The organism is Streptomyces mobaraensis NBRC 13819 = DSM 40847 (genome assembly GCF_017916255.1).
In the GTDB taxonomy this organism is placed as follows: Bacteria; Actinomycetota; Actinomycetes; order Streptomycetales; family Streptomycetaceae; genus Streptomyces; species Streptomyces mobaraensis.
Genome location: NZ_CP072827.1, coordinates 2,297,016 through 2,322,494, shown reverse-complemented (window position 1 = coordinate 2,322,494; position 25,479 = coordinate 2,297,016). Strand labels below are relative to the sequence as shown.

At 73.5% G+C, this 25,479-nt stretch carries 17 protein-coding genes and 3 pseudogenes; 8 read left to right on the top strand and 12 right to left on the bottom strand.

The features are described 5' to 3' along the window. Positions 1–174: 174 nt before the first annotated feature. On the top strand, positions 175–1,398 hold the full coding sequence (locus tag J7W19_RS09600) for an alpha/beta hydrolase family protein (RefSeq protein ID WP_004952535.1): 1,224 nt from the start codon (positions 175–177) through the stop codon (positions 1,396–1,398). Between the two features lie 268 nt (positions 1,399–1,666). Beyond that, positions 1,667–3,778, top strand: coding sequence for an MFS transporter (locus J7W19_RS09595; RefSeq protein WP_004952538.1), 2,112 nt, complete (start codon positions 1,667–1,669; stop codon positions 3,776–3,778). Between the two features lie 9 nt (positions 3,779–3,787). Here the strand turns inward: J7W19_RS09595 and J7W19_RS09590 are convergent, their stop codons facing one another. Continuing rightward, complete coding sequence (locus tag J7W19_RS09590; RefSeq protein WP_004952540.1) at positions 3,788–4,357, bottom strand: GNAT family N-acetyltransferase; 570 nt, start codon at positions 4,355–4,357, stop codon at positions 3,788–3,790. 493 nt (positions 4,358–4,850) lie between these two features. Here J7W19_RS09590 and J7W19_RS09585 point away from each other — a divergent pair, with 493 nt between their 5' ends. Next, positions 4,851–6,881 carry a bifunctional glycosyltransferase 87/phosphatase PAP2 family protein gene (locus J7W19_RS09585; protein WP_004952543.1) on the top strand — a complete coding sequence of 677 codons (2,031 nt, stop codon included), beginning with the start codon at positions 4,851–4,853 and terminating at the stop codon, positions 6,879–6,881. A 267-nt stretch (positions 6,882–7,148) separates the two neighbouring features. Further along, positions 7,149–7,591 (top strand): annotated as a pseudogene (locus tag J7W19_RS09580) (nuclear transport factor 2 family protein). Between the two features lie 102 nt (positions 7,592–7,693). On the opposite strand, the gene J7W19_RS09575 reads toward J7W19_RS09580, so the two are convergent. The 4 genes from J7W19_RS09575 to J7W19_RS09560 form a co-directional block, all read right to left on the bottom strand. Further along, the gene (locus J7W19_RS09575; protein WP_004952548.1) at positions 7,694–8,422 is read right to left on the bottom strand and encodes a hypothetical protein; all 729 of its coding nucleotides are present in this window, start codon (positions 8,420–8,422) and stop codon (positions 7,694–7,696) included. Continuing rightward, positions 8,419–8,985: a DUF6114 domain-containing protein gene (locus tag J7W19_RS32840; protein ID WP_004952551.1), complete on the bottom strand. Its 567-nt coding sequence runs from the start codon at positions 8,983–8,985 to the stop codon at positions 8,419–8,421. Before J7W19_RS32840 ends, J7W19_RS09575 begins: the two co-directional genes overlap by 4 nt. Position 8,986: 1 nt before the next feature. Continuing rightward, entirely contained in the window at positions 8,987–9,619 is a 633-nt protein-coding gene (locus tag J7W19_RS09565; protein ID WP_040892088.1) for a DUF6230 family protein, read from the bottom strand. 269 nt (positions 9,620–9,888) lie between these two features. After that, positions 9,889–10,599, bottom strand: coding sequence for a LuxR C-terminal-related transcriptional regulator (locus J7W19_RS09560; RefSeq protein ID WP_004952557.1), 711 nt, complete (start codon positions 10,597–10,599; stop codon positions 9,889–9,891). Between the two features lie 471 nt (positions 10,600–11,070). Here J7W19_RS09560 and J7W19_RS09555 point away from each other — a divergent pair, with 471 nt between their 5' ends. From J7W19_RS09555 to J7W19_RS09545, 3 genes are all read left to right on the top strand, one after another. After that, positions 11,071–14,874, top strand: a complete 3,804-nt coding sequence (locus tag J7W19_RS09555) for a hypothetical protein (protein ID WP_158688829.1) — start codon at positions 11,071–11,073, stop codon at positions 14,872–14,874. Continuing rightward, a complete protein-coding gene (locus J7W19_RS09550; protein ID WP_004952563.1) occupies positions 14,871–15,233 on the top strand; it encodes a DUF6086 family protein in 363 nt (120 codons plus the stop codon). The genes J7W19_RS09555 and J7W19_RS09550 overlap by 4 nt, the downstream gene beginning before the upstream one ends. A gap of 61 nt (positions 15,234–15,294) precedes the next feature. Beyond that, a complete protein-coding gene (locus J7W19_RS09545; RefSeq protein ID WP_040892104.1) occupies positions 15,295–15,720 on the top strand; it encodes an ankyrin repeat domain-containing protein in 426 nt (141 codons plus the stop codon). 269 nt (positions 15,721–15,989) lie between these two features. On the opposite strand, the gene J7W19_RS09540 is transcribed toward J7W19_RS09545, so the two are convergent. After that, the gene (locus J7W19_RS09540; RefSeq protein WP_004952568.1) at positions 15,990–16,409 is read right to left on the bottom strand and encodes an aggregation-promoting factor C-terminal-like domain-containing protein; all 420 of its coding nucleotides are present in this window, start codon (positions 16,407–16,409) and stop codon (positions 15,990–15,992) included. 242 nt (positions 16,410–16,651) lie between these two features. Here J7W19_RS09540 and J7W19_RS09535 point away from each other — a divergent pair, with 242 nt between their 5' ends. Then, on the top strand, positions 16,652–17,164 hold the full coding sequence (locus J7W19_RS09535) for a GNAT family N-acetyltransferase (protein WP_004952571.1): 513 nt from the start codon (positions 16,652–16,654) through the stop codon (positions 17,162–17,164). An 801-nt stretch (positions 17,165–17,965) separates the two neighbouring features. Here the strand turns inward: J7W19_RS09535 and J7W19_RS09530 are convergent. From J7W19_RS09530 to J7W19_RS09505, 6 genes and pseudogenes are all read right to left on the bottom strand, one after another. Continuing rightward, a pseudogene (locus J7W19_RS09530) lies at positions 17,966–18,805 on the bottom strand (ECF transporter S component); the annotation flags it as partial. After that, a complete protein-coding gene (locus J7W19_RS09525) occupies positions 18,802–20,922 on the bottom strand; it encodes an ABC transporter ATP-binding protein (protein WP_004953095.1) in 2,121 nt (706 codons plus the stop codon). The gene J7W19_RS09525 and the pseudogene J7W19_RS09530, both read right to left, overlap by 4 nt. Before the next feature lie 412 nt (positions 20,923–21,334). Beyond that, a pseudogene (locus tag J7W19_RS09520) lies at positions 21,335–22,418 on the bottom strand (CbiQ family ECF transporter T component); the annotation flags it as partial. Beyond that, positions 22,388–23,068, bottom strand: a complete 681-nt coding sequence (locus J7W19_RS09515) for an SCO2322 family protein (RefSeq protein WP_004953098.1) — start codon at positions 23,066–23,068, stop codon at positions 22,388–22,390. The gene J7W19_RS09515 and the pseudogene J7W19_RS09520, both read right to left, overlap by 31 nt. Continuing rightward, positions 23,065–24,363: a prenyltransferase/squalene oxidase repeat-containing protein gene (locus J7W19_RS09510; RefSeq protein ID WP_078588244.1), complete on the bottom strand. Its 1,299-nt coding sequence runs from the start codon at positions 24,361–24,363 to the stop codon at positions 23,065–23,067. The genes J7W19_RS09515 and J7W19_RS09510 overlap by 4 nt, the downstream gene beginning before the upstream one ends. A 180-nt stretch (positions 24,364–24,543) precedes the next feature. Continuing rightward, positions 24,544–25,158 carry a TetR family transcriptional regulator gene (locus J7W19_RS09505; protein ID WP_004953102.1) on the bottom strand — a complete coding sequence of 205 codons (615 nt, stop codon included), beginning with the start codon at positions 25,156–25,158 and terminating at the stop codon, positions 24,544–24,546. Positions 25,159–25,479 lie beyond the last annotated feature (321 nt).

Genomic DNA, 25,479 nt, shown 5'->3' with positions numbered 1-25,479 from the left:
CACCTGGTATGCCCCGTAAGGGACGTGCCCTCCTCCCCCGGGGCGATGTCCACCCCCCAAGGGATTTCTACCGTGACGAACATGACGAACATGTCGAAGAATCCCGCAGGTCATTCCACGCGTCGGCCCGCGCGTCATCCCGCACGTCGTCCCGTTCGCAACAGGCGTGGCCGCGTGGGCGCGGTCGCCGCCGCGGCCGTGCTCGGCGCGCTCGGCGCCTCCCAGATACCCGCCGTCGCCGCCGCGGCCCCGGCCGCGAAGACCACCCCCGCGAAGACCGCCCCCGCGAAGACCACCCCCGCCGCGAAGGCCCCCGCCGGAGCCGCCGCCCCCGAGGTGCCCGCCCCCACCGTCCGGCAGGCGATCGGGGAGAAGACCCTCCGCCTCGTCGACGAGGCCCGGACGGACCCCTGGAAGCCGTCCGCCGGGAAGCGCGAGCTGATGGTCTCGGTCTGGTACCCGGCGCGGTCCGGCCGCGGCGCCACGGCGCCGTACGTCTCCCCGGCGCTCTCCGAGGCGCTGTACGGCAACGCCAAGCTGAGCACCGTGCGGACACACGCCGTCGCCGACGCCGCGCCGGCGGCCGGCGGGGCCCGGCCGCTCGTCGTGCTGTCGCCGGGGTTCGGGCAGAGCCGGACGTCGCTCACCTCCGTCGCCGAGGAGCTGGCGAGCCGCGGCTATGTGGTGGCCGGGGTGGACCACACCTACGAGGCCGCCGTCGAGTTCCCGGGCGGCCGGATCGAGCAGTGCGCGATCTGCGGTCCGGAGCAGCGCGACAACGCGGCGGTGGTGCGCAACCGCGCCAAGGACCTCCGCTTCGTCCTCGACCGGCTCACCGCCGACTCCCCGGCCGTGCCCGGCCTGCGGATCGACCGCTCCCGGATCGGTGTCGCCGGGCACTCCATCGGCGGTGCGAGCGCCGTCGAGGCGGCCGGGCAGGACGCCCGGGTGGCCGCCGCCGCCGACATGGACGGCGACTTCTTCACCGAGCCGCCCGCCGACGGCGTCAAGAAGCCGGTGCTGCTGCTCGGCGCGGCCCGCGCCGGCGACCTCGGCGGGGCCATGGACACCTGGAGCCCCGCCTGGAAGCGCATGACCGGCTGGAAGCGCTGGCTGGACGTGGCCAAGGGCGGCCACATGACCTTCACGGACATGCACTGGCTCGCGGACCAGGTCGGTCTGCCGGAGGGGGTGCCGCCGGAAGACGCGGCGGGCGCGTTCGGCACGCTGTCCAGCGACCGTGCCAACGCCCTCACCCGGGCGTATCTGGTCGCCTTCTTCGACAAGCAGCTGCGGAACGCGCCCGGGAAGCTGCTCGACGGCCCGTCGGCGGAGTTTCCGGAGGTGGCGTTCCTGAAGCGGGAGGAGGGCGGCGGCCCGATGCGTCAGAACCCGTAGGGGCCGCCAAGAGAACAAGCGGTTCCGCCCGCCGGTCAGGGAGTGCGGGCGGAACCACTTTGTTTCCCAAAGATACAAAAAGTCCCGCCATTCGCGCCAACGCCCCAGGTCAGCGGCGCCGCGACGGGCCCGTGGGGCGGCTGTGACGGTGTATCCCGGCGGGCCCCGGACGGCCATCCGGACGACGATGGGAAGGCGACGCGCCGGAAGCGGACCGCACCACGGAATCCGGTCCGACCCCGGACCCCGTCCCCGAGGAGGCGCTGCCATGTCCCAGGAGACCCCGGGCACCCCGGGCGCCCCGAACACCCCGACCGAGCCGGACGCCTCGGGCGCCGCGCCGGTCGCGGCGCCCGCCCCCGGCGACGAGCACCCCACCGGCACCGTCCGGCTCGCGATCGGGGCGCTGCTGCTGGGCATGCTGCTCGCGGCGCTCGACCAGACGATCGTGTCCACCGCCCTGCCCACGATCGTCAGCGACCTCGGCGGCCTGGAGCACCTGTCCTGGGTGGTCACCGCCTACATGCTCGCCTCCACGGCGGCCACCCCGCTCTGGGGCAAGCTCGGCGACCAGTACGGCCGGAAGAAGCTCTTCCAGACCGCCATCGTGATCTTCCTGGTCGGCTCGGTGCTGTGCGGCATCGCGCGGAACATGCCGGAGCTGATCGCCTTCCGGGCCGTCCAGGGCCTGGGCGGCGGCGGGCTCATGGTGCTGTCGATGGCGATCGTCGGCGACATCGTCCCGCCGCGTGAACGGGGCCGCTACCAGGGCCTGTTCGGGGCGGTCTTCGGCGGCACGAGCGTCCTCGGCCCGCTGCTCGGCGGACTGTTCGTCGACCACCTCAGCTGGCGCTGGGTGTTCTACATCAACGTCCCCGTGGGCATCATCGCGCTCGCCGTCATCGCGGCCGTCCTGCACATCCCCGTCCGCCGCACCCCGCACCGCATCGACTACCTCGGCACCTTCCTCATCGCGGGCGTGGCCACCTGCCTGGTGCTGATGACCTCGCTGGGCGGGGTCAGCTACCCCTGGTCGTCCTGGCAGATCATCGGGCTCGGGGTGCTCGGCGTGCTGCTGCTGGTCCCGTTCGTCCTCGTCGAGCGGCGGGCCGCCGAACCGGTGCTCCCCCTGGGGCTGTTCCGGAACCACACCTTCACGCTCTGCTCGGTGATCGGCTTCGTCGTCGGCTTCGCGATGTTCGGCTCGATGACCTACCTGCCGACGTTCCTCCAGGTCGTGCACGGCGTCACGCCGACGCTCTCCGGCGTCCACATGCTGCCCATGGTCCTCGGCATGCTGATCTCGTCCACCGCTTCCGGGCAGATCGTCAGCCGCACCGGCCGCTACAAGGTCTTCCCGATCGCCGGCACCGCCGTGATGTGCGTCGGGCTGCTGCTCCTGCACCAGTTCCGGCCGTCCACCAGCACCACCGTGATGAGCCTGTGCTTCTTCGTGTTCGGTTTCGGGCTCGGCCTGGTGATGCAGGTGCTCGTGCTCATCGTGCAGAACTCCGTCGCCTACGAGAACCTCGGCGTCGCCACCTCCGGCGCCACCTTCTTCCGGTCCATCGGCGCGTCGTTCGGCGTCTCCGTCTTCGGCACGATCTTCAGCAACAAGCTCGCGCCCCGCGTCACCGACGCCCTCGCCGGCGTCCCGCTGCCGCCCGGACTCGATCCCGGCAGGCTCACCGCCGACCCGCGGGCCGTCGACCGGCTGCCCGCCGCCGCCAAGAGCGGCGTCCTCGCCGCGTACTCCGACTCCATCACCGACGTCTTCCTCTACGCCGTCCCCGCCGGACTCGCCGCCTTCGCCCTCGCCTGGTTCCTGCGCGAGGAACCGCTGCGCGCCGGGGTCACCGCCCCCGACCAGAGCGAGGTCGTCTCCAGCAACCCCGTCGAACGCTCCTCGCGCGACGAGGTGGCCCGCGCCCTGTCGCTGCTCGGCAGCCGCGAGGGCCGGAAGCGGATCTACGAGCGCATCACCGAGCGCGCCGGACTCGACCTGCACCCCGCCGCGAGCTGGCTGCTGCTGCGCACCCGGCGGAACGGGTACGCCGAGCCGGCCGCCCTCGCCGAACGCGTCGACGTCCCGCTGCGCGTCGTCACCGACGCCGTCCGGCAGCTCGAATCGGGCCGGCTGGTGCGCCGCGAGGGGCTCCGGATCTTCCTCACCGACGCGGGCCGGGACCAGGCCGACCTGCTGTTCCGGGTACGGGAGGAGTCGCTTGCGGAACTGCTCGGCGACTGGTGGACCCCGGACCGGCCGACGGATCTCGACGCGCTCGTCCACGAGCTGTGCGCCGAGCTGTGCGGATCGGACGAGGAGCAGCCGCAGGACGGGAAGCGGCCGCACGACCTGGCCGACCACCGGCATCCGTGAGGGGTGCCCTCACCCGTCCGCGCGGTCCAGCGCCTTCCCCAGCCACACCTCCGTGTAGGGGCCGTGCACATAGGGCTCCACGGCCGTGTAGCCGTGCCGGGCGTACAGCGCCCGGGCCTCCGTCAGGTCGCGGCGCGTCTCCAGCACCACCCGTTCCGCGCCCCAGCCGCGCGCGGTCGCCTCCACGGCCGCGAGCAGCGCGGCCCCCACCCCGCGGCCCCGCCGCTCGGGGTGGACGAACATCCGCTTCAGCTCGGCGGTCCGGGCGTCGAGCCGCCGCAGCCCGGCGCAGCCTGCCGGTTCGCCCCCGAGCCGGGCGAGGAGGAAGACGCCGCCGGGCGGGACCAGGTCGTCGCTGGGGTCCTCCGCGAGGTGCCGCTCGACCTCCTCGGGGGTGGTGGTGCGGCCGTGGTGCAGGAGGTACCAGCGGTCCGCGACGTCGGTCAGATACGCGCGGAGGACGAGCGCCGCCTCGGGGGAGGCGACGGGGTGCGGGGTGACGGTGAGGGGGGTGGGGGTGGGGGGACGGCTTGGGTCCGTGTCGGCGTGCGTACCTGTCGTGGGGCGCGTGGTCGTCATGGACGGAGGGTGGCAGCCGGGTCCGGTGCGGCGCTCGGGGTTTTCCGGGGCGGGCGCGTCCCGGCGCCGGGTTCCCGGCTCGTACCCCTGGGCCGGGTTCCCGGCTCGTACCCCTGGGCCGGGTTCCCGGCTCGTACCCCTGGGCCGGGACCCGGCTCGAACCCCCGCTCCGTACTCCGGCCCGTACCCCCGGCGGGACCACCGGGTGGGCGGCGTAAGGGTGCACCCGTACGGGCGAGCCTCGCACCGGTGGGCGGATTCCAACTCCCCTTTCGCGTCCTTCCCGCCCCCCTCCCACGCCCCACCCCGACGTCCCGCCGCCCGAATTGACCGGCCTTGCGGTCAAAGCGCCCCCTAGGGGGACGCATTCCGGCCACGTTCGGCGTCTTTGAGGTGACCTGGGGGCGACCTGCGGCTGTTCGGCAGGACTCAGTAAGGTCTCAAAGAGCCGGACGAGGGTGACCGAGACGGGCGACCGGAGGAGCGGCAAGGCGTGGTGGAAGCAGAGCGGAGCGGGGCGGGCGACCCGCCGCGGGCGGGTTCGCGGACCGTCGTGGCGCTGGCAGCCCTCTGGCTGATCGCCGGGGTCCTGGCGGTGCGCCAGGCGGCGGTGGTGCTGCGGAGACCGCCCGACCGCAGGTTCACGGACCTGGCCACGTGGATAGGGGAGCACGGAGTCCTGCGGACGCGCGGTTCCTTCTACGAGGACGACCGGTTCACCGGCACCCCGGTGGGCGGCCTGGTGCTCAGACCGCTGACCAGCGCCGCCGAGCGCAGCCTCGGCATCGGCTGGACGCTCGCGACCCTGCTGCTGGTCGTCGCCGTCGCGCTGGTCGCCGCCCGTGCGCTGCCCGGGCCGCTCTCCCGCCGCACCGCCCTGCTGGCCGCCCCCGTCGCGGTGAGCGTGACCGTGCTCTCGCTGCCGGTCCGCAGCACCTTCAGCCTCGGTCAGACCAGCATCATCCCCGTTCTCCTCGTCCTTCTGGCCTGCTGCGTACCGAGGTTGGCCCAGGGATCCGGGCGGGCGAGCGGCGTCCTCGTCGGCGTCGCGGCGGCGCTGCAGCCGGCCGTCCTCCTGTTCGCCCCGCTGCTGTGGCTGACCGGCCGCCGCCGCGCGGCGGTCACCACCGGCGCGACGTTCGCCGCGGCCACCGCCCTGGCCTGGGCGGTGGCGCCCGACGACTCCTGGACGTACTGGGTCCACCACCTCGCCGGCGCCGGCCTCGGCGACAAGCCCGACGGGCTGACCAACCAGTCGCTGCACGGCCTGCTGCTCCGCCTTGGCCTGCACGGCCCGGTGGAGATCGCGCTGTACGGCGTGCTGGCCGCCGCCGTCGCCGTGCTCGGCCTGCGCCGGGCCGCGCACTACGCGCGCGACGGGCAGCCGCTGCTCGCCACGGCCATCACCGGCTGCGTCGCGGTCGCCGTCTCGCCCACCGCCTGGCAGCACCAGCAGTTGTGGATCCTGCTGGCCATCGCCGGACGCGTCGGCAAGCGGCGCGCGGACCGGATGGTGTGGCCCGTGCTCGTGGTGCTCGTGATGACGCTGAACCACACGATCATCGTCCCGGACAACCCCGTCCTCGTCCCGATCGGCGACAACGCGCCGCTGCTCGCCGCGCTCGCCGCCGCCTGCGCCGTGCCGTTCCTCACCCGCACATCACCGATGTGGGACCGGCCCGCACCGACTCCGGTCGCCGAGCCGCAGCGGGGCCGGTTCGCGTGGGTGCCGCTGCTGAGGTTCTGGAAGCGGCCGCTCAACCGGCCGAACCTGCTTCTGGAGTTGATGCTGATACGGGTGGGCTACTTCGTCTACTCGTACATCCGCGCGAGCGCTCCCGAGGAGCGGGCCCTCGCGGAGGCGCACGGCCGGCAGATCATCGGTGCCGAGGAGTTCCTGCACATCGACTTCGAGCATGGCTTCAACCACTTCGTGGCGGGCATCGGCTGGCTCACGGACACCATGAACTACTACTACGGCACCTTCCACTTCCTGGTGCCGCTATCCCTGCTGGCCTTCCTGTACGTACGCCGCCCGGCCACCTACCGGTGGGCGCGCACGGCCCTCGCCCTGGCCACGCTGCTGGCGCTGGTCGGCTTCTGGGCGTACCCGCTGGCGCCGCCGCGCCTGATGCCGGGCCGCGGCTTCATCGACACGGCGAACGGCCCGCAGGACCTGTCCAATCCCGACTTCGGCGCGCTCACCGACCTGTCCAACCAGTACGCGGCGATGCCCTCGCTGCACATCGGCTGGTCGCTGTGGTGCGGTGTCATGATCGCGGTCGTGGCGCCGAAGGTGTGGATGAAGGCGTTGGGGATGGTCTACCCGATGATGACCTTCCTGGTGATCATCGGCACGGCCAACCACTACGTCCTCGACGCGTGCGGCGGCGCGCTGGTGGTGGCCAGCGGGTTCGGCATCCAGTACGCGCTGACCGGGCCGGGCCGCACGGCGCTCGCCCGGATCCCCGCCGCGCGCAGCGGAAGCGACACGCCGGAACCGGCGCCCGCGGCGCGGGTCTGAGGGGCGGGGGCTCGCCGTCCCCGCCCCGGGTGCCCGGGTGCCCGGGCGTCGAGGGTCGACGTCCGACCGCCGCCAGCGGCCCGGTTCCGGCCGGACGATGCTGGCGGCATGACGACATCCACGACGGCTGCGACATCCGTGACATCCGCGACGGCTACGGCGGCCCCGGCGGCCACGGTGGCTGGGACGGGAACGGCGGGTCCGGCGGGTACGGAGAGCGCGGCGGCCCCGACGTCCCCCGCCGACCCCCTGACCGTCCTCAAGGGCATGTACGAGGCCGAGTCCCGTTACCTCGCCGCCGGCGGCCCCGGTGCCGCCTCCTTCGACATCCTCGCCCGCTACTTCGCCCATGACGTGGTGCTGCACCAGGCCGATTCCCTGCCGTACGGCGGGACCTGGCACCGGCATGACGGCATGGCCCGGTTCTTCCTGGCGATGAGCCTGGCCTGGGAGCGGTTCGACATCCTCGACCAGCGGTTCCTCGGCGTCGACGGCGAGACGGTCGTCGTCCACAGCCGTATCCGCGCCCGGGCCCGGGCGACCGGGCGGGAGCTGGAGTTCCCGATCGTCCAGACGATCGAGGTGCGGGACGGGCGGATCGCCCGGGACGGCCGTTCTACTGGGACACCGCCGCGATCGCCGAGGCGTGCGTGGAGCCGGCCCCCGCCCGCCGACGGGGGCGCGGCGGGCGGGGGCCGGAGGAGGGGTGACGGCTTTCGGGCGGGCCGCCGGGGGCGCTGATCAGTCGCCGGTCGGCCGGTGGGTCGCCGGCCGGTCGCCGGTCAGTCGATGAGTCGCCGGTCAGTCGCCGGTCACTCGCCGACGAGGATGCGCGACGACGCGTCGGTCACGTCCGTGACGTCGTAGACCGCGCTGAACGCGGACGTCTTGGCGGCCGTCGGGCAGCCGAAGCCGCCCTCGACCTTCACCGGCGCCGGGGCGTTGGTGAGGGTGATCTGCGACGGGTTGTCGGCGTCGCCGTTGGTGAACACGGCCGGCAGGTCCGCCGGTCCGGTGGGTGCCGCCGTGACGGTGCAGGACGCCAGGCCGGTCGTGGTGAGCTTGAAGCCCGCGGCGGGCATGCCGAGGGTGGCGACGATCGGGTCGCCGTTCTGCATGGCGACGGTCCAGGTGCCGGAGGTCTCCACGGCGGCTCTCACGCCCGGCATGCTGGTCGTGCAGCCGCTGAACGTGGGCGGGTTGATGTCGTTGCTCACCGGGCCGGACGCGTTGTGGTTGCCCGGGGCGTCGGGGACGCGGTTGTTGGCGCTGCCGGTTGAGGGCGCGGAGCTGGAGACCGTACACGTGACGGTGACGGAACCGGCCTTGAACGTCGCCTTCCCGTTGAGCGTCGCGGTGAAGGAGTGGCCGGCGGGGGTGACGGTGGTGGAGGCGGCGTCGGCCGTCGAGGCGGTTCCGGAAGGCGTGGTCCCGGCCGTGGCGGTTCCGGCGCCGGTGAGGGCGAGCGCGGCGGTCAGGGATAAGCCGGCCCCGGCGGCGAACAGGGTGCGGGCGCGGAGGCGGGGGAGCGGTGCGGTCATTGCGGCTCCTTCGGTGGGAGGGGAGGTGCCTGGGGGACTTCGCGGAGGGATTTGCGCAGGGATTTACGGAGCGGGACGCGTGGGGGTGCGGCGGATGGGGTCGCAGGGGTGGCCGGGGACGCCGCCGGGTCACCCGCCACCGGCTCGACGGGCTCGTCCTCCGGTCCGTCCGGCGGCCGGTGCGGTTGCTGTGGCTGATGTGGCTGCCACGCGAAGACCATGCTGCCGCCGATGACCCCGAGCAGGGTCCCCAGCAGGAACCCGCCGAGGTTGGAGAGGACCAGTGCGGCGGCGGCGCACATGACGGTGACGATCCCGGCGAACATCCGGTAGGAGGGGGCGAACCAGGCGCTCAGCCCCATCATGATCATCACCAGTCCCATCAGGATCGACAGGATGCCGGTGATCCCCTGGACCAGCATGATCTTCAGCGGCCCCAGCGGAATGGCGCAGATCTCGGCCCCGGCGAGGGTGCTGAGCAGACCGCCCCAGAAGGGGCGGCCCTTGCGCCACGTCCGCCAGGCCAGCCAGGGATGACGGCGTGCCTCGGTGCCGGACGTCACGTCAGAAGCACTCCGACTTGCCCGTGTGGAGTTTGAGGCTCAGGCCGGAGAGTTTGAACTTCGCGGCGGTCGTGGCGTACGCGACCTGTTTGACGTCCTTGATGGTGACCTTGTCGGCCTGCTGCGCGAACAGGTCCTGCATGCCCTGCGCCGTGGTGGGCCCCTTGTCCAGGGTGGAGGCGTCCCGGCCGATCTCGATGTTGTCGAAGTCGGCGTCGCCTTCCAGCTGGGTGACGTCCAGGACCAGGTCCTTGGCCTCCACCGGCTTGTTCGGGTCGTTGCCCGCCGAGATGTTCAGCGAGAAGGTCCCGATGACGGGGATGGTCGTCACCACGGACTGGCACAGCCCCTGGATCTTCGCCTTCTTCAGGGCGGTCACGGCCACGGGGAAGGGGTGGTCCTCGCCGTTGCGCAGGTTGTAGTCCAGCCCGCCGTACTGCGCGAAGCCCTCGCCCGTCATGCTCTTCGCCGAGACCTTGAACTCCTGCCCCGACACCGCGAACGAGGCGGCCAGCGCGCCCTGCGCGAGCGCCACGGCCAACGCGCCCGTGACCGCGAACCCGGGGACGGCCAGTACGGCGAACTTCCGCCACCTGACCCGGCCCGTCACCTGTCTTCCCTGTGCGTCCTTCATGCTGCGTGTCCCCTCCGTGGGCGGTGCGACAACGCTGCCGGAGTGCCTGCGTGCGTGCCCGTGCCGGCCGCGGTGTCCGCGTGGTGGCAGAGGTGCGAGGTGCGTTGGTATGTGCTGGTGTACGTGATGCGTGTGATCCGTGAGGCGTCCGCCGCGCCAGGCGCGACACGACGGACGCGCAGGGGACGAACTCGCCGTCCCGCAAGGTGTACCCGAGAGTAAGTCCGCCGCTGGACAGTGGCAAGGGCTGCGGTGGTCGGCTATTCCACTCAACAACAATGGGAGTTGGGGTGAACGTGCCAGCCGCATGCTCCGGTTCTGGTGGCGATGACGGCGGCTTGCACTCGGTTGGTGACACCCAACTTGGCAAGTACGGCCTTGACGTAATCCTTGACAGTGGTCGTGCTGATATTCAGTTGCCTCCCGATCTCGGCGTTCGTGTGCCCGTGCCCGAGCAGGTGCAGGGTCTGACGTTCGCGGGCCGAAAGCGCTCTCAACTTTCCCACCAGGTGGCCAGGTGCATCTCCGGAAGTGAACCCTTGACTCAGTCTTCGGACGATCGGCGCGGACAGGCAGCCGGCCCCGGTGGCCAGAGCCCTGACCGACCGCGTCAGTACATCCGGATCGGTGTCTCTGAGCAGGAATCCGGTCGCCCCAAGCCTGAGGACTTCTCCGATATGGCTGTCGCTGTCGAGAGAGGAGAGCACCGCCACGTGAGGCGGAGTCTCCAGCGAGCGCAAGCGGCCGAGCACCTTGAGACCCACTGCCGCGGGAGGCTGAATCCCGAGGAGCACGACGTCCGGGCGCAGATGTGTGGCTGACGAGACCGCTTCCGCGATGGTGCAGGTCATTGGCGCCGTAAGGTCGGCAGCGGCTTCGAGGATGAGCCTGATGCCGGTCCTCAGCAGTGCTTCGTCGTCGGCTATCAGGACGTTGACCGTGTTGGGTGCCTCTTTCGGAGCGATGTTCCCCACCCCCATGAATGACGCATGGTCCCCACTTGGGATCTCGGGTGAGCGTAACGGCGCTCGGGGCTTGGCCAAGATGTCCTGATTGCTCGGCCGCGTGCCCTGGTCGCCGCTCTCCGGCGGTGACCACCCCTCCCATGGGGTGGGGTCCCCCACCGATCGCAGGCGTGGCGACCCTCCCCTGGGGGTACCGGCGCCTGCCGGCACGGGCGAGGATCCAGCCGCTTCCTTCCGTCCCGCTTGCGATGACGCGGCGTCAGCCGGGTGCACGGCTTCCAAGGCCGGCGCCGACGGCCGCGCCGTTCGCTCATGTGCGGAGGAGCGCTGTGATCCATTTCCCGTCGGTGCGCGACCCGGAAGAGGTCCGGAATGCACAGAACGACGTCAAGGACGCGGAACCCGAGAGAAGGTGGCGGCAAGACGTGGAAGGCGTTGCCAACCACCCTCAGATGCGTAGCGCTGGCCACTGTTACGTCACTCACTTTGAGCATCGCGGCGGAAGCCGCACCCTTGGAACCACGCAAGCCGGCCTCTCCGCGCGGCTTGCGGGTCGCGGGAGAGGAAGAGCCGGACGACTCCACTCAACTGGGCAGGCAGACGCGCAATGACCGGTGTCTGGCCGGTCAGTTGCTCAACTGGGGCGAGGTGGAGACGAAGGCCGTGGCCTCAGGCCTGCTGGACGGGCCGGAAGGGAAGCTCCACGAGGCTGTCGACAGAGGATTGTGGTCGTACGGCGGGCCGCTGGGCGAGGCGAAGTACCGAGACGAGAAGGAAGTCCGTGCCTATTGGAAGGCATGGGACACCCAGTACACGGACTGGGCGAAGACGCTGGACCCGTTGAACAAGTACTGGTTCCTCCCGGAAAAGCTCTGGCGCGCGCCGGAGTTCGGCGAGCCGATCCGTCAGTACCTGATCCACGACATCCCCTTTCGGTACAGGCTGCCCGAGGCCACCCAAGCAGCCAAAGATCGGGCCAAAAAGGTGGCAGAGGGGGTGGGCGGGGAAGACCGGAAGATCTTCGACATGCTGGGGCACGCTCACGGTCCCGGCGACATCCGCGCTTTCATCGAACATGGCGGGTATCTGAAGGCCGCTCCGGAACCCGGCACCGTCGAGTTCCGCACGGAGGTCGAGGCCGCCAAGGTCAAATGGGCCGGGTGCGATGTCGGTACGCCTTTCGACGCGTACCGGGTACTGGGCCCTGTCATCACCGCCGCATACCAGGAATGGCAGTCGGAGCTGGCGGCACAGGCGAAGGCCCGTACCGCCATAGTGCAGGCTCAGATCCAGTCGGTACGCCATATGCGGAGCGCCACCGATGCCATGGTGAAGGCGTCGGGGCAGGCGTGGGTGGCCGATGCCGTACTGCAGTGGCAGAAGTACCAGAACGACCGCCGCAAGGCGAAGCAAGAGGTTCCCGACGCCTCGGTGTTCAGGCAGGCCGATGCGATTCTGAAGGACGCCAGGGGAAAGGCTGACGCCGAGGCCAAGCGCGCCGAGCAGGCCGCCACGGCGGCGAAGGGCGAGGGCGCCAAGGTCGCCGCGGCCCAGGACGAGGCCGCCAAGGCGGCCGACGCCATCGGCGCGCCGCGCGGCCGGGGTCTGGAATACGCGCAGCAGGCCGCGCAGGTCGCCCGGGCCTCCGTCGCCGCCACAGAGGCGGCGGCGAAGTCCGCCCGGACCGCCTCGCACGCCACCAACGCCACGGTCAAGGACAGCAAGACGCTGGCGGCGCTCGCCGAGACCCAGGCGCACGCCGTCCAGGCCGAGTACCACCGGGCGGCGGCCCAGGAGGCCGCGGCGCAGGCCAAGGCGGCCGCGGACTCGGCCGGCCGGCAGGCCGCCGAGGCGAAGGGCGCGATGGAGAAGGCCGAGGCCGCCAAGGCGACGGCGGAGAAGGCCGAGACGACGGCGCGCGACGCGGCGAAGGACGCGTCCGAGAAGCGGACTGTCGCCGAACGCGAGCGGGACAACGCAAAGAAGTACCGCGCCGACGCGGACGCCCAGCGAAATCGGGCCGCGGGGGCCGACAAGCGGGCCCAGGAGCAGCGGACACGGGCGGCGGAGGCGCTGGACCGTGCGCGCGGCGCCGGCAGCACTGCGGCCGAGAAGGCCGGGGCGGCCGAGGACGCGGAAGACCGGGCGAGCCAGGCCCGGCACGACGCGGAGGTTGCGGAGCAGCGGAAGGCTGCTGCCCAGGCCCGGTCCAAGGCGTTGGAAGCGGCGGCCGCCGCCGCGCAGGGTACCGAGGCCGCCAAGGACGCCAGGTCCGCGGCCGACGAGGCAAAGGCTGATGCGGCAGACGCGACCGATGCCGCGTCGAAGGCGCGCCATGAGGCTGATGAGGCGACATCGGCTGCTGTCGCCTCACGTGAAGACGCCATCAAAGCGACCGGCGCGGCGCAAAGGTCCCGGGCCGCGTCGGACGCCGCCGCTTCCGACGCCGCCACGACGCGCTCGGCGCTGGCGACAGCACACGCCGCCGCTGCGGAGGCAATCGAGGCGTCCGAACAGGCGGCCCGGAATGTGCGGACTGCCGAGAAAGAGGCCAAGAAAGCAGCGGAAGCCGCGGAGACGGCTCGCAAGGAGGCCGAGTCGGCGCGGTCTGAGGCTCGCCAGGCGAACGTCACCAGTGCCGAGGCGACCGGGCACGCCCACGCGACGGCGCAAGCCGCCGCGGCGGCCCGGGACTCGGCGGCGGAGGTGGCCCGGCCGGCGGCCCTGGCCATAGGGCTCGGTGGCCCATACCAGGAGAAGGACTCGTCGGCGGGCTTGTCGGTGATCGTGGGGCAGACGTCCCAGCCGCTCGCCGAGCAGCAGGCGGCTGCGGCGCAAGCGAAGGCGGAGGAGGCGGCCCGCGCGGCCAAGGAGGCCAGGGAACTCGCCGTGAAGGCGGCCAAGGACGCCAAACTCGCGGCCGAGGCAGCGGCGGCGGCAGCGGAAGACGCCGCGCGTGCCGCGCGATACCTTGCGGAAACCCGTACTTACGCGGCGCGGGCCAAGGCAGCGGCCGAGGCGGCGCAACGAGCCGAGGCGAACACCAATCGGTACAACGAGCAGGCGAACAAGGACGCCTACCTTGCCAATGCGGCCGCGGGAACAGCCGAGTCCGAAGCTTCCGCAGCCCGCAGCAGTGCCGACGAGGCGGAGAAGGACGCCGGAAGCGCGCGAAAGGCGGCTCACGCCGCGGAAGGTGACGCATCCGCCGCCCGAGGCGTAGCCGAACGGGCCGATGAGTATGCGACGGCAGCCGAGGATTCGGCCTCTCATGCCCGTGACGAGGCGAAGAAGGCGAGCGACGCCGCTACTCGTGCCGAGGCAGATGAACGGGCGCGTCTGGAAGCCGAACGCAAGAAAGCCATGGAGGCCGGAAACTTCCCCGTCCCCGGCGGAGGCGGCCCTGACCTGGGCACTGACGACGAAGCGATCCTGCTGAAGGCTTGCGGCCAGACCTGCGTCGACGACTTCCGGGAAGCGCGCAGGGCCGCTTCCATGAGTGTTGTCGACTGGGTCAGGGAAAACGGCGGCGAGATCCTGCTCGAGGTGCTCGGCGTCAACAACGTCAAGCGCTGCCTTGGCGAGCGGCACATAGGGAGTTGCCTGTGGGGGCTGGTCGACGCCGCGGGCTGGTTCACGCTCATCGCCAAGATCAAGCCTATCGGCAAGGCGATCTACCGCGTTGCGACCGGGATCAGCGGGTTCTTTGAGAAGGCCGAGTGGGGCCGGAAGACGACCGACCGGATGCGCCGGATCGTCGAGCGGGCGAAGGCGGAAAAGCCGGCTCCGGAGAAGCCTGGCACGCCCGGGTGCCCAGCGGTCGCAAGGAGCCGAAGATCGTACAGCGTTGCCTTCCTTCCTGCAGGCGATCCGAATCCCTGTACCAACAAGGTCACGTTCCCCCACAAGGGAACGCGTGCCAAGCTTGGGTCCGACGGCAAGTACCACCTGAAGGAGGGGGACCGGAACTCGAAGATAGACAACCCGAACGACTTGGGCGACACCATCACCGACATCGACGTGATAGACGGTGGGGTGCTGTGGGAAGAGAAGACGGCCGTGCACCCGAATATCGATCCCGTCAGTTGGGCCGGCAAGACGGTAGGGAAGAAACTGTCCGTGTACATCCGGGCCCGGCAGTACATCAAGGGGTACGAGAAGGCCCCCATCGGCATGTGGTTTGTCAAGTCCGGCACGACACCCGAACTCCGCAGGCAGGTGGAGCTGCGTCTCAACGAGTTCCGCGCGCTCCATCCGGACGTGGACATACGATTGAGGTGGACGGATTGAGTTACCTGTTCGACGTCGGTGATGAAACCGTCTGGATGCCGGACCTCCGGCTGGGTGCTCTCTACGCGGGCATGGCGGAGACCGTCGGTACGGCTCTGGAATGCCCAACAGGGCTGATCGCCATTCCGGGAGAGCTGTACCAGATCGACGTCCCCGCGTTCGAGGATTTCGTCAGGACGGTGCTGGCCTACCGCGAGCAGCGCCAGGACGACCTCGTCGACCGGCTATTGGACGGCGTACTCCCGATCTCCGTCCTCATGTTGGAACGCTGTGGCGTCTCCGTTGAAGGGCGGACGGAACGGGAGCGGCGGTACCTCGCCGAAGTCTCAGGAATGCACCTACGCCTGGTAGCGCCCTGACCGTACGGTCGGGCGCTGAAACCCCGTTGGCCGTTCACGCGTGACCGACTACCCTCCCCGCGTGAACCGACGGCGGCGGAAGAAGCAGGGCAAGTGGCTCGTCTCGGCGGTGATGTGTGAGGAACCCGCCAAGGTCCGGGCGCTGTTGCGGGCCGGGGCGGATGCCCGGGCGGCCGACGCCGACGGGATGACGGCGCTGTACGCCGCCGCCGTCAACGGTCACACGGAGCTCGTCCGCCTCCTGTTGGAGGCCGGGGCCGGGCCCGACGCGGAGAGCGCCGGGGCCGGCTCCGAGGGGACGCCGCTGTGTGCCGCCGCGTCCTGGGGGCACGTCGGGACCGTGCGACTGCTCCTGGCGCACGGCGCCGATCCCGGTCTGCGGGAGGAGCGCGGCACGGGCCTCGCGCCGCTCGACTGGGCGCTGCACGGGGGGCACGAGGAGACCGTTCAGGTCCTGATCGCGTCGGGGGCGCGGCCCCGGGCGTAGGGTCACCGGCCGCGGCCGGCGGGCGCCCGTCCCCGTCCCGCCGTCATCGCGAGCGCCGCCACCGCGAGACCGGCGAACATCAGCCGCGGTCCGTACCACGGCACCAGCCGCGCGCCGGCGAGCGAGGGGGACGCTGCGAGACCGGCGGACCACGGGAGCACGGTGAGGCCCGTGCGGCCTTGGTGAGGGCGGGGCCTCAACGCGGAACGGCGGCGGCCGCCCGTTCCCGTCGGGGAAGGGCGGCCGCTGCCGTTGTCGTACCGGGTCCGTCAGTACGACTGGTGGGCCTGCCAGTAGGACCAGGCGCCACAGGGGCTGCCGTAGCGCTCCTTCATGTAGTCCAGGCCCCACTTGATCTGGGTGGCGGGGTTGGTCTGCCAGTCGGCGCCGGCCGAGGCCATCTTCGAGGCCGGGAGGGCCTGGACGAGGCCGTAGGCACCGCTGGAGGCGTTGGTCGCGGTGGGGTTCCAGCCGCTCTCGTGCTCGACGATGTTGCTGAAGCACTGGAACTGGCCCTCATCCTTGATCATCTGCCGGGCGGTCTCCTGCGCGGCGGCCTTCGGCGCGGCGGTCGCGGCCTGGGCCGGACCGGAGGCGAGGACGGCACCCGCGGCGGCCAGGGCCACGGCGGCACCGGCGCCGGCGGTCAGCTTGCGGGAGGCGAGGCGGCTGATGGTCGAGAACGTCACGGAGGAGAACCTTCCGTCGGGGGCAGGACAGCGCCGCCGGACCGTGTGGTCCCTGGCGGCCCGACCAACCTGCGGGACGGTTCCCGGGCGGTGCAACGACCGCTGGTTACTAGGGCGGGGCGGAGGCGGGCGGTGGCGTTCGCCTACCTGGCGCGTGAAGTCGGCGGAGTCCGTTACGAAAGAGGGTCGTTTGTGGGCCGGGTCACGTGGGGGCCCTCACGGCTTTGTAATACTCGTGCCATATGAACATCTCTTACGCCATACGGCGGGCCGAGGCATCCGACGCGCCCGCGCTCACCCGGCTGGTGCGTCGCTCCCGCGCGTACGAGGGCCGGTACGCGCCGATGGTCGAGCGGTACACGGTCGGCCCGGACTACGTCCTCGCGCACGAGGTCCACGTCGCCGCGGCCCATGACCCCTCCGCCGGCCCCGGCGGGCTGCTGGGCTTCTACGGGCTGCTCCTCGACCCACACGAGCTGGACCTGCTGTTCGTCGCCGACGCGGCGCAGGGCCTCGGTGTGGGCCGGGCCCTGGTGACCCATATGAAGGAACGGGCCCGGGCCGCCGGCCTGACCTGGGTGCGGGTCGTCTCGCACCCGCCGGCCGAGGGCTTCTACCGGTCGGTGGGTGCCGTACCCATGGGGACCTTGCCGGCGGCGCCGCCGTGGATCACGTGGGAGCGCCCGGAACTGGTGTTCCCGCTCGGCCTGACGGCGGCGGAGGCGGTGGCCGTGGCGGAGGCGGCCACGGCGTGAGGCGGCCGCGGCGCGGGACCGCCGCGGCGTGGGCCGCTGTCTGACCGCTCGCCGGGTGCCCTCGCGGCTTGCCCGGCCTGCAGCCTGTCGGTCGCCTGTCCTGCGCCCCTGCGCCCCTGCGTCCCTGTGCCCCTGCCGCCCGGCCGACCCGCGGCCCGCGGCTTGCCTGGCGCGGCCTGCGGCCTGCCTGTGCCCTTGCCGTCCGACCGGCCTGCGGTGCGGCTGGCCGGACGGACGGGCTCGCCGGTGCTTTGCCGCCCGACCGTCCTACGTGCTGCTGCCCGGCCCCCGGGCGGGACCGCTTCCCGGCGCCGGCCCTTCGGACGGCGCGGCCCCCTCGGATGGCGCGGCCCCCTCGGATGGGGCGGGGCTTTCGGGCCGTGCCGGGCCTTCCGGCGGCCCCGGCCGTTCGCGCAGCGTCGGCCGTTCGCCTGGCCCCCGGGTGGGGCCGCTTCCTGGCGTCGGCCCTTCGGATGGCGCGGGACTTTCGGACGGCGCGGGTCCTTCGGGCAGTGCCGGGCCTTAGGGCAGTGCCGGGCCTTCCGGCGGCGTCGGCCGTTCGGCCGGCCCCCGGGTGGGGCCGCCTTCTGGCGTCGGCCCTTCGGATGGCGCGGGCCCCTCGGATGGCGCGGGCCCCTCGGATGGGGCGGGGCTTTCGGGCCGTGCCGGGCCTTCCGGCGGCGCCGGCCGTTCGCTCAGCGCCGGCCGTTCGCTCAGCGCCGGCCGGGCGCACGGCGTCGGCTCCTCGCACGGCGTCGGCTCCCCAGAAAACAGCGGCCCCTTCGGCGTCACCGACTCTTCGGGCCCCACCGGTGCCTCGAACGTCACCGGTGCCTCGAACGCGGCCCGGCGCGTCGCGCGCCGTAGTGCCTTGAGTACCGCCGGCCCCAGGAGGAGCGTCGCGGTCAGAGTGACCGCCGCGCGCGGCAGGTCCCAGCCCAGGGACGTGGTCAGGCAGTACGCGGCGAAGCGGGCCAGGTTGTCGCCCAGCGGGTCGCCCGGGACGAAGGACACGCCCGTGCCCAGACCGGCGATGTACGGCCAGCCCTGCAAGTTCATGACCGTGCCGTAGCCGACCGACGCCACCGCGCCGTACGCCGCCAGCATCAGCAGCTCGCGGCGGCCCCGCAGCCGGTCCGCGCCCGGCAGCAGGCCCGCGCCCAGCGACACCCAGCCCATGGCCAGCATCTGGAACGGCATCCACGGGCCGACCCCGCCGGTCAGCAGCGCCGACGCGAACATCGACAGCGCCCCGAGGACGAACCCGAAGCCCGGCCCCAGCACCCGTCCCGCCAGCACCATCAGGAAGAACATCGGTTCGATCCCGGCCGTCCCCGCCCCCAGCGGGCGCAGCGCCGCGCCCACCGCCGCGAGGACGCCGAGCATGGCGACGGCCTTGGCGTCCAGGCCGGTGTCGGCGATGGTCGCCACGGCGACGGCGAGGAGCAGCGGCAGCAGCGCCGCGAACAGCCAGGGCGCGTCGCCCGAGTGCGCCAGCCCGGACGCGGGGGCCGCCAGCAGCGGCCAGCCGAACGCCATGACGCCCGCGACGGTCAGGAGCAGCAGCGCCACGGCGGACCGGCGGCCGAGGCGGACGGCACGGGCCTGCGCCGTCACGCGCGGCCGAGCCGGTGCCGTCATGAGGGCACTCCTGACGGGTCCGGCCCCGAGGAGCTCGGCCCCGACGGTTCCGTCTCCGGCGTGTTCGGGCCGTTGCGGTCCGGCCGTGGCAGGTCCGGCCGTGAGGGGTTCGGCTGTGACGGGTCCGGTCGTGACGGGTCCGGTCGTGACGAGTTCGGCCGTGGCAAGTCCGGTCGTGACGGATCCGTCCTCGGCGTGTCCTGCCTCCGAGAGCCCGTCCCTGAGGGGGCCGCCCCTGATGTGTCCGTTTCCGACGGGTCCCCCCGCCTCGACGGGTTCGATCCCGTAGGAGTCGTCTCCGGCGCGTCCGTCTCCGGCGCGCCCGTCTCCGGCGCGCCCGTCTCCGGCGCGCCCGTCCCCGACGCGCCCGTCTCCGACGCGCTCGGTCCCAGCGCGCCCGTCCCCGACCCGCCCTTCCCCGCCCCCGCCGCGCCCAGCGCCCCCCGCACCTGCGCGACCGTCAGCCACGGCAGCGGTGCCAGTACCTTCGCCACCTGCGGTGCGAAGGCCGGGGAGGCGACGACGACGTCGGCCGTCGGGCCGTCGGCGACGATCTCGCCCTCGGCCAGGACGACGACGCGGTGGGCGAGCTCGGCGGCCAGTTCCACGTCGTGGGTGGCCAGGACGATCGCGTGGCCCTCGGCGGCCAGGCCGCGCAGGATCTCCACCAGGCGCGCCTTCGCCGCGTAGTCCAGGCCGCGCGTCGGCTCGTCGAGGAGGAGCAGCGGCGGCCGGGCGGCGAGGACGACGGCGAGGGCGAGCGCGAGCCGCTGGCCCTCGGACAGGTCGCGTGGGTGGGCGTCGTCGGGGACGCCGGGGAGCAGGTCGGAGACCAGGTCGCGGCAGGTGCCGGGCGCGGCGGAGGCGTCGCGGTCGGCGGCGGCGCACTCGGCGCCGACCGTGTCGGCGCACAGCAGGTCGCGGGGCTCCTGCGGGACGAGCCCGACGTGCCGCAGCAGCTCGCGCGGGCCGGTGCGGTGCGGCGCGGCGCCGCCGGTGCGGACCGCGCCGCGGGCCGGTTCGTGCATGCCGACGAGGGTGCGCAGGAGCGTGGACTTGCCGGCGCCGTTGCGTCCCATGAGGGCGATCGTCTCGCCCGGACGGACGGTGAGGTCCAGCCCGCGCAGGGCGTCCACCCGGCCGTGCCGGACGGCCAGGCCGGTCACCTCGGCGGCGGGAACGGCGGCCGGGGTGCCGGCCGGGGGCGCGGCCGGTGCGGCGCGCCGGAAGCGGCGGAACAGCCCGCGGGGCGCCGCCGCCGCGGCGGCGGCCGGTGCGGCGGGAGCGGCAGGCGGCGGTACGTCCGCGAGGCGCGCGCGGAGCGGTGCCGCGGCGCGCCGGGCGTCGCGCACGGTCAGCGGCGGCGGCGTCCAGCCGGCGAGCCGGCCGAGGGCGACGACGGGCGGGTGCACGGGCGAGACGGCCATCACCTCGCCCGGTCCGCCGACGACGGGCGGCTCGCCCGGCCCGGGTAGCAGCACCACCCGGTCCGCGTACTGCACCACCCGTTCCAGCCGGTGCTCGGCCAGCAGCACGGTGGTGCCCAGGTCGTGGACGAGCCGTTGCAGCACCGCGAGGACCTCCTCGGCGGCGGCCGGGTCGAGCGCGGACGTCGGCTCGTCCAGCACCAGCACCCGGGGGTGCGTCGTGAGCACCGAGCCGATGGCCACGCGCTGCTGCTGGCCGCCGGAGAGGGTGCGCAGGGCGCGGTCCCGGAGGTCGGCGAGGCCGAGCAGGTCGAGGGTCTCCTCGACGCGGCGGCGCATGGTGTCGGCGGGCATCCCCAACGACTCCATGCCGTAAGCGAGTTCCTCCTCGACGGTGTCGGTCACGAAGTGCGCGAGCGGGTCCTGCCCCACCGTGCCGACGACGTCGGCGAGTTCACGCGGCCGGTGGGTACGGGTGTCCCGCCCGTCGACGGTGACCCGGCCGCGCAGCGTCCCCCCGGTGAAGTGCGGCACCAGCCCGCTCACGGCACCGAGCAGCGTCGACTTCCCGACCCCGGACGGCCCGACCAGCAGGCACAACTCCCCTTCGGGAACGGTCAGATCGAGATCCCGGAGGGTCGGCGCGGCGGCGTCGTGGTACGTCACCGTCACCTGCTCGAAGCGGATCACCGGGTGCGGCTCCTTCGGGGTACTGCGGTGGGTGTGGCGGATGCGGTGGGTGTGGCGGCCGGGCGCGCCCGGGACGGCTCCGGGGCGGGGGACGCGCTCCCTCCGGTGCCGTCCGGCGGCGCGGGACGACCGCGGGCCGCTCGCGGCCGGCTTGGGGTGTGCGGGGCCCGGTCGGGGGCCGGCGCGCCGCGTGCCGGCCCCGGCACGGGCGGTCCGGAGGCGGAACCCGGCCGGCGGTCCTGGCCGTCCGGGCCCACCGGGCGGCCCTCCCGACGTGGGAACGCGCCGCCGCGCCCGGCCGGTGACACCCCAGCGCCCCGGGCGGACGGGCGGGGGCCGTCCGACCCGGACGCATCCGGTCCGGGCGTGGGCCGGCCCCGGCCGGACGCCCCGCGCCCCGGGCTCCGCCCGCCCCGCCGTCCCGGCAGGGGCAGTGCCGGGAGCAGGCCGACGAGGATCGAGGCCGCGGGCCACAGGGGGAGGGTCGGGGACGTCAGGGGGAAGGCCGGGGGGTGGAGGGACTCCGGGGTGGTGGTGCCGGCCCAGACCATCAGGGCCGTCACCGCCGCGCCCGAGCCCGCGACCAGCCACGCCGCCGCGTCCCAGCGGTCCGGGCGGTAGCGGGTGCGGACCGAGCGGCGGCCGCCCAGCCGCAGCCCGGCCAGCGCGGCGGCGACGCCGGCCAGCAGCAGGGGCGTGCCGTAGCCGGCCCCCTCGTCGGCCAGCAGCCCGTACGTGCCGGCGCACACGCCCAGCAGGCCGCCGAGGGTGAGGACGGCCGTGGTGCGCCGGACCGCGGGCGGTACCTGAGCCGTACGGCCGTAGCCGCGCGCGTCCATGGCCGCGGCCAGGGCCACCGAACGTTCCAGGGCTCCCTCCAGTACCGGCAGCCCCACCTGGAGCAGGCCGGCGAAGCCCCGGTCCGGCCGGCCGCGCAACCGCCGCGCGGCGCGTACCCGTTGGACGTCCGCGACGAGGTTCGGCGCGAACGTCATGGCGACGACGACCGCGACCCCCGCCTCGTACAGCGCCCCGGGCAGGGACTTCAGCAGCCGCGCCGGGTTGGCGAGCGCGTTGGCCGCGCCCACGCAGACCAGCAGGGCGGCCAGCCGCAGGGCGTCGTACAGGGCGAAGAGCAGGCCCTCGGCCGTCACCCGGCCGCCGAGGCGCACACCCCGCGCCCAGTCGGGGAGCGGGATCTCGGGGAGGACGACGACGGTGTGGGTGCCGGGGATCGGGGAGCCGAGGAAGAACGCGAACAGCAGCCGGACGCCGATCACCACCAGCCCCAGCTTGAGGAAGGCCCCGTAACTGCGCGCCCAGGGCGCGTCCGTGCGCCGGGCCGCCACCACGTACCCGGCGACGGCCACCAGCAGCGCGAGCAGCAGGGGGTTGGTCGTCCGGGACGCGGCGGCGGCCAGCCCCAGCGCCCAGAGCCACCACGCGCCGGGGTGCAGCGCCGGCGTCACCGCGCGCGCCGGCGACGCGCCTGCCACACGGCGGCGCCGCCGAGCGCGACGACGGCCGCGACACCGCCGATCAGACCGGCGGAAGGCCCGCCGGAACGGTCCCCCGGCTCGGCCTCGGGCCGCTCGGACCTCGGCGCGGTGGCGTCCACCTTCTCGCCGCAGCCCGTCCGCGGGTAGCCCTCGATGCCGCACAGCAGGGCGGCCGAGTCGTAGCGCAGCGGCTTGGCGACGGCCGCGAGCGCGTCGGCGGCCGTGGCGTCGTCCGCGACCCGCGCGCAGGCGGTCCGCGCCGCGGGCGGGCGCTCGCCGCCGGGGGCGTCGGCGGGCGTGCCGAAGTCGAGGACGACGGCGATCCGCTTGCCGCCGTCCCGGGCGGGCGTCCGGTCGCAGACGGCGGCGAAGTCCGGTGCGGTGCGCGGCTTCGCCGCGTCGGAGGAGTCCGCGCTGACCGCGAAGCGGAAGCCGACGGTCTCGCCGTCGCCGGGCCGGGCCTGGGACGGGCCCTGGGTGGCGTACGTCCAGCCGTGGCTCCCGCTCTTGCCCTCGGCCTGCCAGAACGACCAGTACCGGTAGCCGGCCGCGTGCGCGGGCGTGGCGGCCGTCACTCCGGCGAGCACCGCGAGCAGGCCGGCGAGCAGCAGGGCCGCGGCGGCGTGGAGCGAGCGGGCAGCGGTCACCGCTGCTTCTTCCGGCGGTTGCTGAAGAGGAAGCCCACACCGACCGCGGCGACGAAGGCGACGGCCACGAACCACCAGTTGCCCGAGGACGAGTCCTTGTCGTCCTTCTTCTCCTCGTCGGACGTGGCGACGGACTCGGGGGCGGGCCCGGTCGCGTTCAGCTTCTCCACCAGGTCGGTGCCGCCGAAGTCGCGCGGGTCGGCGCCCGCCGCGCGGGCCGCGAGGACCAGCTTGGCCAGTCGGCCGGGGTCGCCCTTGCCGTTGTCGCCCTCGGCCCACGCCATGGTCTTGCTGTCGGCCGACTTCAGCCAGTCCAGCGTCTTGCCGGCCGCCTCGCGGTGGCCGCCGGCGGCGAGCGCGGTGACGGCGTCGGCGGTGGTGCCGTAGTCGGGGCCCTTGGGGGCGCCGGGCATGGACGCCTCCAGGTGGCCGCGCCCGGCGTCGAGCTTCTTCGCCAGGTACGCGGCGGCGGCCTCGGCGGCGGCCGGCGCGTCCTTGGGCTTGGCCTTGTCGCCGCCGTCGCCCTCCGAGCAGGCGAGCGGCCGGACCGGCTTGTTCTCCTTGCCGGCCGGCTCGACGAGGTAGCCCTTGCCGAGGGCGCCCGTGGTGGCCGCGGCGGACGCGAAGTTGTCGGCGTTGAGCTTGCCCTTCTGCGGAGCCCACGCGAACGCGCCGCGGTCACCGTCCGGCGCGTCGCAGCCCAGCTGGAAGGTGAGGAGCGCGTCGTAGGGGCTCTTGCCGTCCTTGGACCGGACCTTCGCCGGGTCCTGGCCGGCCGCGGCGAACGCGCCGACGGCGGCGGCCGTGGAGTTGGCGTTGCTCTCGGCGCCCGGGGTCATGCCCCAGCCGCCGTCCCCGTTCTGGTGGCCCTTGAGCCAGGCCAGGCCCTTCTCGACCTGCTCACCGCGCCCGCCGACCGCCGCGAGCGCCTGGACGGCGGCGGCGGTCTGGTCGGGGAACTCGTCCTTGGCCGTGTCGCACGGCTTCCCGGTGTCGGCCCGGTAGCCCGGGAACCCGCCGTCCGCGCACTGCTGCCCGGCCAGCCAGTCGATCGCCGGCCTGGCCGGGGTGACCCCCGTGGCGTGCTGGGCGAGGAACGCCAGCGACTGCCGGAAGACGCCGTCGAACTTCGGGTCGGCGCTGCCGTAGAGGCCGGGGGCGGCGGCCGACGGCGACGCGTCGGCGAGGGCGGCCGGGGCCGCGGCGGCGCCCAGAACGGCCACACCGGCCAGGACCGTGGCGCCCCGACGGATACGGGTGGCCCTGCGGGCTCGGGCGGCGGGGGAGGGAGCCATGGGGGTGGGGTGCCTCTCGGGGTCGCGGCGGCGGCGTGGGCGCTCTTGTCGATTTGTGCCCACTTTAACCGGGCGGGGGAAGGGGGCCGGGGCCGTGGGGCGGTGCGGGACGCTGCCGTCCAGGGGGCAGGGCCCCCGCCGCCGTCTCACCGCCCGGCCCGCCGACGCGCCCGGCGCCGCTCACCGCCTCCCGATCAATCCGCACACCGTCTCGATGTCGATCTTCACCTGGGCGATGGACGCCCGCCCCGACAGCCAGGTGATCAGGGCCGAGTGCCAGGTGTGCTCGATCACCCGGACCACCGACAGCTGTTCCGGGCCGGGCGGTACCGGCAGGTCCATCGCGTCCACGATGATCGCCGTGGTCAGCCGGGAGACCGCGTCCACCTCGGCGCTGACCGAGCGGTCGGCGAAGGTCAGGGCGCGGACCATGGCGTCGGCGAGGTGCGGCTCGCGCTGCATGGCGCGGAAGGCGCGCATCAGGGTGCCGGCGACGCGGGCGGCCGGGTCGGTCTCGGTGGGCGGGCGTTTGCGCAGCGTCTCGTGGAGCTGCTCCAACTGGTCCTGCATGGTGGCGACCAGCAGGTGGATCTTGGAGGGGAAGTAGCGGTAGAGCGTGCCCAGGGCGACGTTCGACGATTCGGCCACCTCGCGCATCTGCACCGCGTCGAAGCCGCCGCGGCTCGCCAGCCGGGTGGTGGCGGCGAGGATGCTGCGCCGGCGCGCCTCCTGACGCTGGGTCAGCGGCGCGGCCGGGGCGGAGGCGGCTCTCGGGTCTGCGGTCTTCTGTCCCACGTCGGTGCGTTCCTCTGCAGGGGGCGGTCGCCAGCATGATGGCAGGGCGCGGTTCAGTGACGCGAATCACTGGAACGTGTTCCACATTAGCGGGCCGGGCGGCCCGCGCCCCAGGTCCGCGGCCGGACGGGGTGAGAGGCGATGGGGGTGGCCCCGACCCTGCCGGGGCGCGCGAGAGTGCGTCGGGGGCGCGCTGTGGCCCGGGCGGGAGCGGTCCGTATCGCCGCCCGCCGGTGGCTCGGGTACGTTCTGGACTTGTCGGGCTTTCTGCCGGTTTGCAAGCCGGTTCGGATAGTGGAACTTGTTCTAGAGAATCGGGAG

What these genes read in the sequence shown, in the direction of transcription:
- J7W19_RS09590 (WP_004952540.1), bottom strand. Translation starts at nt 4,357, where the DNA reads ATGACGACCACGCGCCCCACGACAGGTACGCACGCCGACACGGACCCA.
- J7W19_RS09575 (WP_004952548.1), bottom strand. Translation starts at nt 8,422, where the DNA reads ATGACCGCACCGCTCCCCCGCCTCCGCGCCCGCACCCTGTTCGCCGCC.
- J7W19_RS09595 (WP_004952538.1), top strand. Translation starts at nt 1,667, where the DNA reads ATGTCCCAGGAGACCCCGGGCACCCCGGGCGCCCCGAACACCCCGACC.
- J7W19_RS09510 (WP_078588244.1), bottom strand. Translation starts at nt 24,363, where the DNA reads ATGGCTCCCTCCCCCGCCGCCCGAGCCCGCAGGGCCACCCGTATCCGT.
- J7W19_RS09560 (WP_004952557.1), bottom strand. Translation starts at nt 10,599, where the DNA reads ATGGGGGTGGGGAACATCGCTCCGAAAGAGGCACCCAACACGGTCAAC.
- J7W19_RS09535 (WP_004952571.1), top strand. Translation starts at nt 16,652, where the DNA reads ATGAACATCTCTTACGCCATACGGCGGGCCGAGGCATCCGACGCGCCC.
- J7W19_RS09565 (WP_040892088.1), bottom strand. Translation starts at nt 9,619, where the DNA reads ATGAAGGACGCACAGGGAAGACAGGTGACGGGCCGGGTCAGGTGGCGG.